Genomic DNA, 13397 nt, shown 5'->3' with positions numbered 1-13397 from the left:
GAAAACCTTGGTATACAAGCCGCTACAGTCTTCTTAACTTTAAAAGAATTAACCAATTTAAATTATGAGTTATACCGTAAAAATCAATGAAATTCATTTTATTAACCACGATGTATTGCATATTGAGACTGAAAAACCCCAAGGATTTGATTTCACACCAGGACAAGCTACAGAAGTAGCCATCAATAAAGCTAAATGGAAAGAGAAAAAAAGACCCTTTACATTCACAAATTTACCCGAAGAAGATGTTTTACAGTTTACTATTAAAACCTATCCTGACCATAACGGAGTTACCCAACGCTTAGGTAAACTTAAAAATGGAGACGAACTCATCATCGATGAGGCTTGGGGAGCAATATCTTATCAAGGAACCGGAGTATTTATTGCCGGTGGCGCCGGGATCACACCATTTTTGTCCATTTTTAAAAAATTAGAACAAGAAGGAAAAGTCAACGGGAACAAACTCATCTTTGCCAATAAAAAAGAAGAAGACATCATCTACGCTCCGGAACTCGAGGCCCTTTTAGAAGAGGATTTTATCAATATTCTTTCTGAACAAGAAGATACAGACTATGCATACGGGCACATTGATAAAGCCTTTTTAAATAAGAACATCAACAGCACCACGTTAAAAAAATTCTATGTCTGCGGACCGCCACCCATGATGGAATCCGTAATTAAGGATCTTAAAAAAATGGGCGTTACAGAAGAACGAATCGTTCAAGAAGCTATGGAGTAATTCTACCCGATTAAATTCGGGGCTAGCCTAGGAAAATTAAACGCTTTGGCGATGCCAATAAACTAAAAATACAATTTGATGAAAGCGATTGGATTTAAACAATCATTACCTATAAACGAAGAAGAAAGCTTTATTGCTTTTGAAACTGAAATCCCAAAGCCCGAAGGGCGAGATCTACTGATAAAAGTTCAGGCAAATTCTGTCAATCCGGTAGATTATAAGATTCGGCAGAATGCTGTAAAAGACCAAGTTTTGGATAGTCCTAAAATTATAGGTTGGGATGCAGTAGGAATTGTTGAAGCAGTAGGAGAGGAGGTCTCTCTTTTTAACGTGGGAGATGCAGTTTTTTATGCTGGTGATCTAACGCGAAGCGGAAGTAATGCCGAATACCAACTGGTTGACGAACGTATCGTGGGGCGCAAACCAAGGAATTTAAGTATTGCCGAAGCTACAGCGATTCCATTAACGAGTTTGACTGCCTATGAAACTATTTTCGATCGGTTTAAATACAATCCGGCTACAGACAAGGGCAGAATACTACTTATTCTTGCCGGAGCCGGAGGTGTTGGATCTATAGCCATTCAACTTGCAAAAAAACTTACTGATCTCACGGTGATCGCAACCGCATCACGTAAGGAAACTGTGGAATGGTGTAAACAAATGGGCGCCGATAGTGTGGTCAACCACTATGATCTCAAAGACGAACTGGCAGCAAAGGGTATTGAGCAGGTAGATTTTATTTTTGATTGTGTTGATCTTAAAAGCTATTGGGAAACCGCTGCTGAATTGATCAAACCTCAGGGGCATATTGTAAGTATTACCGGCAGTAGTGATCCTTTAAACTTGAATCTATTGAAGAATAAAAGCGTGACTTTTTCGTGGGAATTGATGTATACACGCTCTATGTATGAAACTGCAGATATGCAACGCCAGCACAATATTCTAAATCATCTCGCAGAGCTTTTAGAGGAGGGAACCATACAATCTACACTCACTACAACCTTCAATGGTTTTACGGTAGCCAACTTGAAAGAAGCGCATAAATTGCAGGAAAGCGGCAAAAGCATTGGTAAGAATGTCATCCTATTTTAAGCTTCCAAAATAGCAAAAACAGCGAAATAAGTTGTACTTGGTACAATTTCTGAATACTATAAATGTAATTATACGTTAGTATTTGAACGACGTTAACTTGAAAATTAAAAAGTAACATGATGAAGTCCACGTTAATACTTATATTAAGTTTTTTATGCACTTTGTCAATTATGGCTCAAGATTTTTGTTCTGAAGTTGAATGTCAATATCTCGATAATTTATACCAAGTAAGCGATTCTTTATACCGCTCAGAGCAACCCAGCAGAAAAGGATTTGGCGAACTTGATAAACTCGGAATCAAAACCGTTCTCAATTTTAGAAGGCTTTGGAAAGACGATCGAAAAGCCAGAGATACAGATATGGAGCTGGTTTGGATGCCATTAAGAGCAGGCGAACTCACAGAAGAAGAGTTGCTGACTGCCTTGACTGCGATTAAAAATGCCGAAAAACCGGTACTCATTCATTGCTGGCATGGTAGCGATCGCACCGGAGCCATCAGCGCAGCATATCGTATTGTTTTTGAAGGTTGGAGCAAAGCCCGCGCCATTGAAGAATTACGCATTGAAGCCTTGGGTTATCACGAAGACTGGTATCCTAATGTTATTGATCTGATAAACGATTTAGATACACAATACTTTAGGACGGCTTTGGATATAAAAACTAGTGAACTGGCCGCTGGTCAATAAGGAAAAACATCTAAAATAAAATGCCTTAGTGATAATATTTCCCGGGAAGGCCAACATAAAAAAGCGTTGATCTTAAGTATCAACGCTTTTTTTATGGGCTAAGCTGTTAATGAATCTTCCATCGCTAAAGCTTCATCTTCGGCATTGTCGGCAGGAACAGATTCTTTGAGTCTAAGAAATTCTTCCAGCCGCTCTGAATTTTCCTCCTCACCGGTAAAATATGGGAATACATCAACAATAGGAGACTCTGCAATAGATGGGATACTAAATTCGCCCATCGTGTCTTTCATCGCGTGCATCGTATTTTCGTAAGCCTCTTTTACGTCATTGGCTTGAACCAGTAGATACTCGTTAGTTTTACGTTCCTTTCCGCTTTCTTCGTCAAAAGCGATCAAAGAGATCTTAGCTTTAAACCAGCGATCTGCATTTTCAAAAGGGTGTATCTCAGCATAATTCGCCACTTTGATGTTGGTGATCAAAATCCCTTCGCCGTCACTCAGGTATAACTGCATTTCTTCGGTAATGCGCTTTTCGGCTTCGGTATACGATACTGCGTCTACCAAGAACGGTTCTGTTTTTAATTTTTTAGTCCCTGAAACTTCATCAAGTTTAGGATATTTCACTTTGCATTCGTACCAGATTACGCTCATAAATCAAATTTTTGGACGCCAAAAATAACCGTTTTACAAGGCCAAACAAGCACAATCTAAGCTGAGATATTCACAAACTGAAATGCTTTAATTTATTCCGCTAGCACGTAGGAGCTTACACCAATAGAAAATAAAATTTGTTTTAAATAGCCGTCGGTATATCTTCCTATTATGCAAAAGGGAACTTTAAATGCTAACTTTGTATGAAATGCTATGAAACTTAAAAATGCTGGAAAAAAGAACCCAAGTACCCCAAAACTATGACCTGGATCCTGATAAATTTATCTATTGTTTAGAAGGGGTTGAAGATGTAGCGGTTGACGCACTTACAGAAGTGCAAAAAAGTCTGGAAGAGTTGGCGCTTCAATTTGGTGTGGCCAGTATTTATCAAACCTGCGATACCATTGAAGGTCTGGAGACGAGTTTAAACACGCTGATTATGGACGATCATTATTTCAAGGAATACGAAATCATTTACCTCGTAATGACCGGTGCTGCCAATAGCATTTCTCTAAATGGGTACAACTACAGTTTTCAGGAGATCGCAGAGCTTTTTGAAGGAAAATTAAGAGGAAAAATCGTTCACTTTTCTAATGCTAAAGTTCTAGACCTTGATGAAGAGGAAGCCCAGTATTTTTTGGATATCACCAATGCCAGAGCAGTTTCGGGCTATGGCAATGCCTTTAGCGGAGTGAGTAGTGCCAATCTGGATAAAGTGTTCTTTAATTTATTTAATGAAGATGATGATATTTTTAATGTGGTAGAAGAGCTTCATCAAAAGCACTTTACAGCTTGTAAAGTATTAGATTTTAGAATGTACTATTAAAAGGCATCCCAGCGTACTTTTAGATGTGTAGTAAAACAAGCATAGCCTGGTCATCTGCCAACTGCTAACTAATCATTTCGTATTTTGTTTTTCCGATTTCGTATCTCAATCCCTGTCATTTCCATTTATTCTCTTATCTAACATCTCAATTCTGGAATCTAAAGTCTCTTAGAACGTCTGCAGCGGCCTATCAGAAGCTTCTTGTTAAATTTGCAGTGAGCGTAGGGTAGCAGGCGGTTCTGTTTGAGGCTTGCGGCCGAGTTAAGTGCATGCAGCGAAGTGAACATAAAATTTAGAGAAGCTTCTGTAAGCCTAGACTTTTTTGTTTCTTTTTTGGGCGATGCAAAAAAGAAATACAAATAGAAGTTCTAGTTTATTCAAAATCAGTACCTGCCTATCTTTATATCTGAAATAAAACAAGTAACGCGCAATGCCAACTGTGACCGCCAACTACAAACTAATCACTTCGTATTTTGTTTTTCCCATTTTGTATCTCAATCCCTGTCTTTTCTCTTTGTTCTCTTATCTTTAATCTATCTTCTAAAATTTATCTTTACCCAAAACAACGATAATAATGGATCATAAACATTATATGCAAGAAGCCGTAACCGCGGCGCTTAAAGGAATGCAAAACAATGAGGGCGGACCTTTTGGCTGTGTGATCGTCAAAGACGGAAAGATCATTGGCAAAGGCAACAACAAAGTCACGTCTACCAATGATCCTACGGCGCACGCCGAAGTCACGGCCATTCGCGATGCGTGTAAAAACTTAGGTTCGTTTCAATTAGAAGGCTGTACGATTTATACCTCCTGTGAGCCTTGCCCAATGTGTTTAGGTGCGATCTACTGGGCACGACCTGAAAAGGTGTACTACGGAAGCACCAAAACCGATGCAGCACACATAGGCTTTGACGATGATTTTATCTACGAAGAATTGAAACTACCTTACGCTGATCGAAGCATTCCCTTTGAACAGTTGGCTCCCGAAGTTGCGATCAAACCTTTTCAGGAATGGGCAGTAAAAGAAGATAAAACCGAGTATTAAAATGAAATCAAGACTGAAATCGCTTTTAATAGGTGGGTGCGTAGGAGGAGGGGTCTACGCTGCAATTATGGCCGCATTTGACTATTATGATGGGCAGGAGTTCAGTCTTTGGAAATTTGTAATTAATTTTTTGATTTTTGGTGGTTTTATGACTTTGACAACTTGGTATAGTTTAAAAAAGGCTGATAAAAAAGGACAATGAATTATAAAATTTTACTTTTTCTAAAAGGTTTACTTTCTATGATTTTGACAACTGAAAAGTCAGAGTTTATGAAAGACTGTACGTGTAAAAAAACAGATTTAACTAAAGGATTAGTTTTAAAGGGGAGTGGAAATCGATATTCAGTTACTTTACCTAATAAAGATTGGAATCCCGTAATTATAGAAAACGGCCTTAATGCAGCAGTATTTGAGAAGGATGCTTTTAAATTTTTTGGAATCGTAGAAATGAAAAATTCTCAGCCTAAGCAGACGCTTGACGAACAACAGCAAGATATCGAACGTAAGTTTGATGTTATTGAGTCTGGAACTACAATGATGTTCAACAAGAAATCAATATAGAATTTAGTAAAGGAACAAGTTGATACAATTCCTTTAAAGGTACTGTACGTCACTGTTGAAAATCCAAAAAATGATTTGATCTATACATTAAGTCTTGGAGTTTCTAGTAACCGTTATGGAAAGAAAGAATTATGTGAACTAGAAACTATAATAAAGTCATTTAAACTTAACTGAGCTTTTAATTTTTCAATCCCTGAGAATCGCGTATTTTAAAATTTCCGGACCATTGTATAGAATAAGCGATTTATACGCTGTAACCCAAAGCGGCTATTTTATTTGAATGTGGCATATTCTTAAATAGTTTACTTTTGTATTATAATTTACATTATGTAAAATAGAATATTTTCGACACGAATCCCATTATCTATCTCTGTGTGTTATAAAATTAACACCTGTTCCCTACAAGTGTTATATTCTTCTTAGTTTTTAAGTTTGACTAACACAACTCTTGAGCCTTTGCTGCATATCTAGTAACTTAAAGAAAAAAGTCATGAAACAACGACCAAAGATTTTTATAATCACCTTTATTATTGTGACAGCTTTTGTGTTTGGATTCTACTATTTAGATACACACAATGTATTCAATTCACTAAAATTAGGTGCTATTGGCGGAATTGTCATTGCTGCGATGGCTGCGCTTTTAGTTCCTTTTGTATTGAAGAAGCGCTAATTACTTTTCACTTTCAGTTTCAGTTTTATCAGGATCATAGGCTTCAATACGCCCTTGATACTGAATCGCTGCACGCTGACTACTGTTTACCGCAATGTTAGCGGTCTGATTAGGATACAGATTTAAAACGATGTTATAGCTTTCGGTGCGATCGGCTGCGGAAAATTTAACGCGGTAATATCCCTTTGCTACGCTTACGGTATAATTCTTTATAGGTGCTTTAAACTCAATTCCCGAACCATTCTGGTTGTATCCTCCGCCCATAAAGCGTTCCCCAAAAAATGGCAGGTGCACATCGATACTATCATTGTACACACGTAAATGATTAGGGTTTCCGATTAAATTGATGCGGTTTGCGTTATTTCCCGGTCCTAAAATATTTGAATTGGCTACGGCCATAAACGCCGATGTTGGCATTGGTGACGCCCATTGTGATTCAATTGCATAAGTCCCAGATTCAATCCATTGATTCAGTTCAGTATTGCTATCTGCCGCTATTTTACTTCCAGAGCAACCCAATACTCCAAATGCCAGTACTATTACAACTAAATTTTTCATAGATTTTATTTTACATAATGGAAACAAAAATGATTCCATTTCTTAATTCACATTATTGACAAAGGCGCGATATTTAAGCAAGGCTACAAAAAATGCACCTCCAATCGCATTACCGATCAGCGCAGTAGATTGTACCCATACATAACGCCCCAGACTGATCTCATCTCCCAACACGTAAGCACAAAACACTTCAATATTCCCAATTATACTGTGATGCAATCCTACAAAAGCCATAGTAGCAGTGATCAGAAAGATAATGATGATGCGACTTACCGTGTCTTTAGACGAAGTCACCAACCAAGATAGCAAGCCCATCATCCAGCCGGCAAGTATTGCGCTGACTAAGATGACTGGTAATGTATAATGGGCTACGTGGTCGCCAATGCTGACCATAGTTTCCACCTCAAAAATTCCTAATTGTGGCCCGATCCACATCAATACCAAAGCGATCAACCACCCTCCTAGTAAATTCCCAAAAATTACAAGTCCCCAAATACGTAGTAAACTCATTAAGCTGTGCTTTCGATTTAATACCGGAAGTGTCAATAAAGAGGTTTGTTCTGTAAATAAGATAGACTGCCCTAAAACAACCAAAATGAATCCTAATGGATACACCAGCGCGATCAATTTAAACAGGGTTGAATCGCTAAAGGAATCTGAAAAATGGAAAAATACACTACACAGCATCATATAGCTGAAACCCAGCTCTAAACCTGCTGTGAGCGAACTTACCAAAACACTGCTGGTGCTTAGCGTGTATATTTTTTTTCCTTCACAAATTTGCTCTTTGAGGATTTCGCCGTGACTTTTGGCCTGCGAATCTTCAGAAACTTCAGATTTCTCAAGTTCCTTGTCTATGTTTTCTTGTTTTACTTCTTCTTCGCTCATAGTATTAATTCCATACGGCTACGGCTTCGTCGCGTAGCAGTTGCTTGAGTTTAAATTCTTGATGTCTCTTTCCGCTATGCGAATTGTAAAACAGATCGCTATAAATATAACCGGCTTCTTTAGCATCTGTCGCAGATGCACCATAATAAACAGCATCAAGTTCGGCCCAGCGCGTGGCTCCTAGGCACATTAAGCACGGCTCACAACTGGTATATAAAATACACCCTGTTAGACTCTTAGTTCGCATTTTTACATAAGCTTGTTGAATCATCGCTAGTTCTGCGTGTTGGGTACAATCTGTACTGGCCCCTACGCTATTATGACCTTCTGCGATGATGATTCCATCTTTGACGATGACTGCTCCAAAGGCTCCTCCTCCTTTGCTGGCTTTTCCTTGCCTAGCCCAATGAATGGCTTTTCTTAAGAAGTTTTCATGTAGTTGTTGTTCCATATGTATATAAAAGAGACGAATGTCAAAAATACCAAGTGCATTTGAGCATTCGTCCCTAAATTTTGTTATAAAATGGTTTTGAACCGTTTAGGCGGAAAGTTTTTCTTTAAAATCATTGATGATTCCACCTTTGAGCAATACGCGTATTTGGCGATCGCTCAAACTGTGCTTTGTTGGAATAGCAACTTCCCCGGTTTCTTTTTTAATAAGCACTTCAATAGTTTCTCGCTGCTCTACGAGTTGTCGTAGATTTTTCAGCATAACGGTATCTCCTTGTTCAATTTTATCTAAGTCGTCTGGATTTTCAAACTCCAATGGAAGAATTCCGAAGTTCACCAGATTCTGCCAAGCGATTCGTGCATAACTTTTAGCGATGACAGCAACCTGACCCAAATATTTTGGTGCTAAAGCCGCATGTTCTCTACTACTCCCCTGTGCATAATTGTCACCGGCAACCACAATATGTCCGCCTGTTTTTTCTTTGGTGGCCATTGCACGATCGTAAAAAGTTTCGTCAATAACCGTATAGCTGTACTTACTGATTTCCGGTAAATTAGAACGAAACGGAAGCACTTCTGCCCCTGCCTTAAGAATTTCGTCTGTAGAAATATTATCCTGCATTTTTAAAAGCACAGGTACTTCATAATCACTTTGTAAAGCTTCGATATGCGGTAAAGATTTGATGTTAGGCCCTTTTTTAAGCGTTACTTTGCTTCCATCTTCAGCCGGAGCTACCAACATATCTTCATTGATAATGTGCAACTCTGGATCTTCAAACTTGGGATATTTCATATCGTAAAGTGAAGCGATATCCCGAGGATCGGTAATTTTTCCGGTCAATGCGGAAGCTGCGGCGGTTTCCGGACTGCACAAATGCACTTGGTCATCTTTAGTTCCTGAACGATCCGGGAAATTACGCGGCATCGTACGCAAACTAATCGTTCCGCTTGCTGGTGCTTGCCCCATTCCTATACACCCCATACAACCGCTCTGATGAAAACGGGCACCTGCGGTTATCAGATTAGCAAAAGCTTTGGTGTCGATCATATTCTGAATGATCTGCCTACTTGTAGGGTTCACATCAAACGAAACATCAGGATTCACTGATTTTCCTTTTACGATAGCTCCTGCGATCCAGAAATCACGAAGTCCGGGATTTGCAGAAGAACCGATCACCACCTGAGAAATAGATTTACCGGCTACTTCACTCACCGGAACCACATTCCCCGGACTGGTAGGCAGCGCGATGAGTGGTACTAATTTATCAAGTTCTATATGATCATGTAAATCGTAAGAGCAGCCTTCATCGGCTATAAGTTCGGTCCAATCTTCTTCTCTACCTTGAGATTTTAAAAAACGTTTGGTTTCCTGATCACTAGGAAAAACAGTAGTGGTGGCGCCTAATTCGGCTCCCATATTGGCAATCACATGCCGATCCATCGCACTGAGGTCTTTTAGGCCTTCTCCATAATATTCAATCACTTTACCCACGCCTCCTTTTACATCGTGACGGCGTAACATTTCTAAAATCACATCTTTAGCACTTACCCAATCTGGTAATTTTCCCGTTAATTTCACCCCCATCACTTGAGGCATTTTTACAAAATAAGGCTGACCAGCAATTGCGGCAGCAACATCTAATCCACCGGTACCAATGGCGAGCATTCCTAAAGAACCGGCAGCGCAACTATGACTATCACTACCTACAAGCGTTTTACCGGGCTTCCCAAAACGCTCCATATGTACGGGATGACTCACACCATTCCCCGGGCGTGAAAACCAAAGACCAAATTTTTGAGCAGCGCTATGCAGAAACGCGTGATCATCCGCATTTTTAAAGTCGGTTTGCAGTAAGTTGTGATCCACATATTGCACGGCAACTTCGGTTTTAGCCTTATCGAGATTCATAGCCTCTAATTCAAGTTGCACCAAAGTTCCGGTAGCGTCTTGAAGCAGCGCTTGATCTATTTTGAGACCTATTTCTTCTCCGGGTGCTAACTTCCCTTCAATAAGATGATCGTTGATTAATTTTTGAGTAACATTTAGTGGTTTCATTGCAGTTTTTTTGTTTTCCTAGAAGTTAATCAGAAACAAAAAGGGCTACAATTATTTAACAGCAATTTACAACCAGAATCGGCTTAAGCCCTGTAAACTATGCTAACTTTACGGCCTATTTTGAATAACGCATTATAGTATTAAGCACCGTCTAACCAAAAATTGTATATGCTCGTCTGGGGAATTTTTATCGCTTTTATATTAGTTTGTCTCGCACTTGACCTAGGTGTTTTTAATAAACACGATCACGTGATCAAAAGTAAAGAAGCCGGTATTTGGACGGCGGTCTGGTTTAGTATTGCAATGGCGTTTAGTGGTGTGATTTACTGGCTTTTCAACGCAGAATTGATCGAGAACCCAACCAACATTACTGCAAACACCGCAGTTTTAAAATACATCACAGGCTACTTAATCGAACTTTCTTTAAGTATTGATAATGTGTTTGTGATCGCTGTGATCTTTTCCTCTTTTAAAATTCCACCTAAATATCAACATCGCGTGTTATTTTGGGGGATTCTTGGCGCTATTATCTTTAGAGCTCTAATGATCGTATTTGGTGTGGCGCTCATCAATAAATTTGAATGGATCATTTACGTTTTTGGAGGTTTCTTACTCATCACAGCATACAGAATGTTGAAATCTAACGACGATGATGATTATGATCCTCAAGATTCTGCGGTTTATAAAGGGGTGAAAAAATTATTCCCGGTTACTACTAAAATGGAAGGGCACGACTTTTTTATCATTGATCAAGGAAAAAAGGCAGCCACTCCCCTTTTTCTTGCTTTGATCGTGATCGAACTTACCGATATTCTTTTTGCTCTTGACAGCATCCCAGCGATATTGGCCATTACAGCAGATCCGTTTCTGGTATTTACCTCCAATATTCTTGCGATCCTAGGGTTAAGATCCATGTATTTCTTGATTTCAAGAATGCTTCAGAAGTTTAGATACATACATTATAGTCTCGTGGTGATCTTGGCTTTTGTAGGTCTAAAGATGATCTTTTCGCATATAATTGAAATACCGGAGTGGTTATCTCTAGGAGTGATCGTCGTTTCATTAGTAGGCGGAATCTTAGCTTCTATTTATCTGAAAGGCGGCCAGGACCCCGAAGCCAATACCGCAAAGGCTGAAGAACTTCCTTAAAATTTAAAACACATTAACGTATAGGTGTCAAAGAAAGCCTAAAATGCATTGATGAGGCATTGGCTTTACTTAACTTTAAGGTAATACTTTAAAATACACCTATATATGAACTATAATTTTGAATATCATGATGTTGCAGCAAGTGCAGCATTAGAAGAGTTTACCAAAGAGCAGTTAGATAAACTGGCTAATAAATATGACTTCATAGTACGCGCCGATATCTTTTTTAAGATCGAAAATACATCGAGCGATGAAACCGGTAAAATTGCCGGAATTCGTTTGAGCGCTCCGGGTCCACGACTCTTTGCAGATCATAGTTCAAAGAGTTTTCACGAATCGGTGAAAGAAGCTACGCGTGAATTGAATATTCAATTGAAAAAGCGCAAGGACAAAATGAAGTCTCACCATTAAGATCAACCAAAACGATGAAATCAATTGCAAGAGATGAAAATCAAGTAACGCTTATTTATAGCAGTACTACCCGCACGGGAGAACGTACGTATGGGCATATTTCGGCTGTAAAAGACAAAGAGTTACAAACGATAGATATAGCCAAAACTCCACTTACAGGAACCCAATGGGCTGAATTGGCAGACGAACTTAATAAACCCATCAAAGATCTGCTGAGCTTTGAAGATGTAAGCGATGATGACGAATTGAAAACGGCTGATTATGATGAGAATGATTATATCAACATCATCAAAAATCGCCCGGAACTTTTTGCACATCCTATCATCATTCATAAAGATGAAGTAAAACAGGTCACTAATCCAACCCAAGCGCAAGAATTTCTTGGTGTGGACAGCGCCGGTCTTGATAAAAAAATGATGTACGATGAGCCAACTATAAGCAGTACAACTAAAAAAGAACATTTTATTGATAAACCCGATAAAGGTGATCACAACTAGATGTTGAAACATTTTGGCAAACTTGAGAAGATTCAATCTTTAAAAGATGCCATTAAAAAAACCGCGATTGTAACATCGCGGTTTTTTTATGAACTCAATGTACTTAGCAATCTAGCTTAGATAACTTTACAAAGTTTTTAAGTAATGGCTTATCGATTAAAGCCTGGCGATAGGCTGAATGCTTGATTTGATCTTTTCATACAATTCAAACTGCTGTTCGGTAAGTACCTCACTCATAGAACCACTTTCTTTTTTACTCACTTTATATAACTCATTGAGTTTTTCGGTTCCTTTGTATTTCTTTTCTACTTCCTCTCGCAGAACCAAGTAATCTCCAATATTGGTTTTAAAAAGTAAATCTTGCTTTGGAGTTAATCCTAATTTCTTAGAATAAATCTGCGTAAGGGAATCGGCTTGTTTTTCAATATATGCCGGTTTGTCTTTCAAATACTGAACTTGGGCTTGCCCTACCACTGCACAAAGCAAAAAGGCAAGCACTACTGTAAATTGTTTCATATCTTATTTTGATTTAAAATTTCCGTTGAATGCAAATTCGTTGATAGCCATACGCTCACGTTTTGGGTCTACCTCTTGTTCTTGTAATTCTTCGGGCAGACGATCAGGGTTTCCGCCGTAATGACCTAAAGCAACTGCTGTAGCTACCTCAAAATCATCAGTAAACTCAAATGTTTTATGCGCTTTTTCTTGATCAATTCCGCCCATATGATGCGCTGCAATGCCGTTATGATTCGCTTGAATCACCAAATTGCCCATAAACAACCCTAAATCGTGCGGAGCGTGAAAATAAGGATCGCCATCAAAGTTGGTCTTCTTATACGCCGTTACCAGCAGTGCCTGTGCGTTTTTAGCCCAATCCTGATTAAACGGAATCAGACAATCTAAAATTTGATCATAAACTTTATCCCCTTTAATACCATAGATGATACGCCAAGGCTGCTGATTATAGCTGCTGCTGGCCCATCTACCGGCTTCAAGCAATTGTTTAACTTCAGAAATGCTTAAAGGAACATCGTCAAACACTCGCGGACTCCAACGTGTTTTGATCTCGTCCATAATTTCAAAAGCTGTAGGTGTAATTTTGGTAATTTCTTGCATAAT

Annotated in this window: 18 protein-coding genes; 11 read left to right on the top strand and 7 right to left on the bottom strand. The window is 38.9% G+C overall.

Features of this window, described 5'->3' with window-relative positions:
- Nucleotides 1–64: 64 nt before the first annotated feature.
- The 3 genes from BUA96_RS07935 (at nucleotide 65) to BUA96_RS07925 (ending at nucleotide 2517) form a co-directional block, all read left to right on the top strand.
- Nucleotides 65–739 (top strand): ferredoxin reductase domain-containing protein, encoded by a 675-nt coding sequence (locus tag BUA96_RS07935; protein WP_072982073.1) that lies wholly within the window; start codon nucleotides 65–67, stop codon nucleotides 737–739.
- Between the two features lie 78 nt (nucleotides 740–817).
- On the top strand, nucleotides 818–1831 hold the full coding sequence (locus BUA96_RS07930) for a zinc-binding alcohol dehydrogenase family protein (protein WP_072982071.1): 1014 nt from the start codon (nucleotides 818–820) through the stop codon (nucleotides 1829–1831).
- 170 nt (nucleotides 1832–2001) lie between these two features.
- Nucleotides 2002–2517, top strand: a complete 516-nt coding sequence (locus BUA96_RS07925) for a tyrosine-protein phosphatase (RefSeq protein ID WP_164916920.1) — start codon at nucleotides 2002–2004, stop codon at nucleotides 2515–2517.
- A gap of 98 nt (nucleotides 2518–2615) precedes the next feature.
- On the opposite strand, the gene BUA96_RS07920 is transcribed toward BUA96_RS07925, so the two are convergent.
- Nucleotides 2616–3167, bottom strand: a complete 552-nt coding sequence (locus BUA96_RS07920; RefSeq protein ID WP_072982067.1) for a DUF4494 domain-containing protein — start codon at nucleotides 3165–3167, stop codon at nucleotides 2616–2618.
- Between the two features lie 226 nt (nucleotides 3168–3393).
- Between BUA96_RS07920 and BUA96_RS07915 the strand changes: the two genes are divergently transcribed.
- The 5 genes from BUA96_RS07915 to BUA96_RS07895 all read left to right on the top strand — a co-directional run bounded on the left by BUA96_RS07915 (nucleotide 3394) and on the right by BUA96_RS07895 (nucleotide 6269).
- A complete protein-coding gene (locus BUA96_RS07915) occupies nucleotides 3394–3993 on the top strand; it encodes a DUF6642 family protein (RefSeq protein WP_072982065.1) in 600 nt (199 codons plus the stop codon).
- 574 nt (nucleotides 3994–4567) lie between these two features.
- Nucleotides 4568–5038, top strand: a complete 471-nt coding sequence (locus BUA96_RS07910; protein ID WP_072982063.1) for a nucleoside deaminase — start codon at nucleotides 4568–4570, stop codon at nucleotides 5036–5038.
- A 1-nt stretch (nucleotide 5039) separates the two neighbouring features.
- Nucleotides 5040–5240: a hypothetical protein gene (locus tag BUA96_RS07905; RefSeq protein ID WP_072982061.1), complete on the top strand. Its 201-nt coding sequence runs from the start codon at nucleotides 5040–5042 to the stop codon at nucleotides 5238–5240.
- Complete coding sequence (locus tag BUA96_RS07900; protein ID WP_072982060.1) at nucleotides 5237–5599, top strand: hypothetical protein; 363 nt, start codon at nucleotides 5237–5239, stop codon at nucleotides 5597–5599. The genes BUA96_RS07905 and BUA96_RS07900 overlap by 4 nt, the downstream gene beginning before the upstream one ends.
- A gap of 490 nt (nucleotides 5600–6089) precedes the next feature.
- Nucleotides 6090–6269 (top strand): hypothetical protein, encoded by a 180-nt coding sequence (locus tag BUA96_RS07895; RefSeq protein ID WP_072982058.1) that lies wholly within the window; start codon nucleotides 6090–6092, stop codon nucleotides 6267–6269.
- Here the strand turns inward: BUA96_RS07895 and BUA96_RS07890 are convergent, their stop codons facing one another.
- The 4 genes from BUA96_RS07890 to BUA96_RS07875 all read right to left on the bottom strand — a co-directional run bounded on the left by BUA96_RS07890 (nucleotide 6270) and on the right by BUA96_RS07875 (nucleotide 10221).
- Entirely contained in the window at nucleotides 6270–6827 is a 558-nt protein-coding gene (locus BUA96_RS07890) for a DUF4251 domain-containing protein (RefSeq protein WP_072982056.1), read from the bottom strand.
- Nucleotides 6828–6869: 42 nt separating this feature from the next.
- Complete coding sequence (locus BUA96_RS07885) at nucleotides 6870–7715, bottom strand: formate/nitrite transporter family protein (RefSeq protein WP_072982054.1); 846 nt, start codon at nucleotides 7713–7715, stop codon at nucleotides 6870–6872.
- Nucleotides 7716–7719: 4 nt separating this feature from the next.
- The gene (locus BUA96_RS07880; RefSeq protein WP_072982052.1) at nucleotides 7720–8166 is read right to left on the bottom strand and encodes a nucleoside deaminase; all 447 of its coding nucleotides are present in this window, start codon (nucleotides 8164–8166) and stop codon (nucleotides 7720–7722) included.
- Nucleotides 8167–8253: 87 nt separating this feature from the next.
- Nucleotides 8254–10221 (bottom strand): aconitate hydratase, encoded by a 1968-nt coding sequence (locus tag BUA96_RS07875; protein ID WP_072982050.1) that lies wholly within the window; start codon nucleotides 10219–10221, stop codon nucleotides 8254–8256.
- Nucleotides 10222–10389: 168 nt separating this feature from the next.
- On the opposite strand from BUA96_RS07875, the gene BUA96_RS07870 reads away from it, so the two are divergent.
- The 3 genes from BUA96_RS07870 (at nucleotide 10390) to BUA96_RS07860 (ending at nucleotide 12278) form a co-directional block, all read left to right on the top strand.
- A complete protein-coding gene (locus BUA96_RS07870) occupies nucleotides 10390–11370 on the top strand; it encodes a TerC family protein (protein ID WP_072982048.1) in 981 nt (326 codons plus the stop codon).
- A 105-nt stretch (nucleotides 11371–11475) separates the two neighbouring features.
- Nucleotides 11476–11781 carry a ribosome hibernation-promoting factor, HPF/YfiA family gene (gene hpf / locus BUA96_RS07865; RefSeq protein WP_072982046.1) on the top strand — a complete coding sequence of 102 codons (306 nt, stop codon included), beginning with the start codon at nucleotides 11476–11478 and terminating at the stop codon, nucleotides 11779–11781.
- A gap of 14 nt (nucleotides 11782–11795) precedes the next feature.
- Entirely contained in the window at nucleotides 11796–12278 is a 483-nt protein-coding gene (locus tag BUA96_RS07860) for an arsenate reductase family protein (RefSeq protein WP_072982044.1), read from the top strand.
- Nucleotides 12279–12434: 156 nt separating this feature from the next.
- Here the strand turns inward: BUA96_RS07860 and BUA96_RS07855 are convergent, their stop codons facing one another.
- Together BUA96_RS07855 and BUA96_RS07850 are read right to left on the bottom strand one after the other, a co-directional pair.
- Nucleotides 12435–12794, bottom strand: coding sequence for a hypothetical protein (locus BUA96_RS07855; protein ID WP_072982042.1), 360 nt, complete (start codon nucleotides 12792–12794; stop codon nucleotides 12435–12437).
- Nucleotides 12795–12797: 3 nt separating this feature from the next.
- Nucleotides 12798–13394 (bottom strand): nitroreductase family protein, encoded by a 597-nt coding sequence (locus tag BUA96_RS07850; RefSeq protein ID WP_072982040.1) that lies wholly within the window; start codon nucleotides 13392–13394, stop codon nucleotides 12798–12800.
- Nucleotides 13395–13397 lie beyond the last annotated feature (3 nt).

Origin of the sequence: Leeuwenhoekiella palythoae, assembly GCF_900130045.1 — a bacterium.
GTDB classification, from domain to species: Bacteria; Bacteroidota; Bacteroidia; order Flavobacteriales; family Flavobacteriaceae; genus Leeuwenhoekiella; species Leeuwenhoekiella palythoae.
Note: the sequence above shows the minus strand (reverse complement) of the source record. Positions and strands in the feature narration are given on the sequence as shown.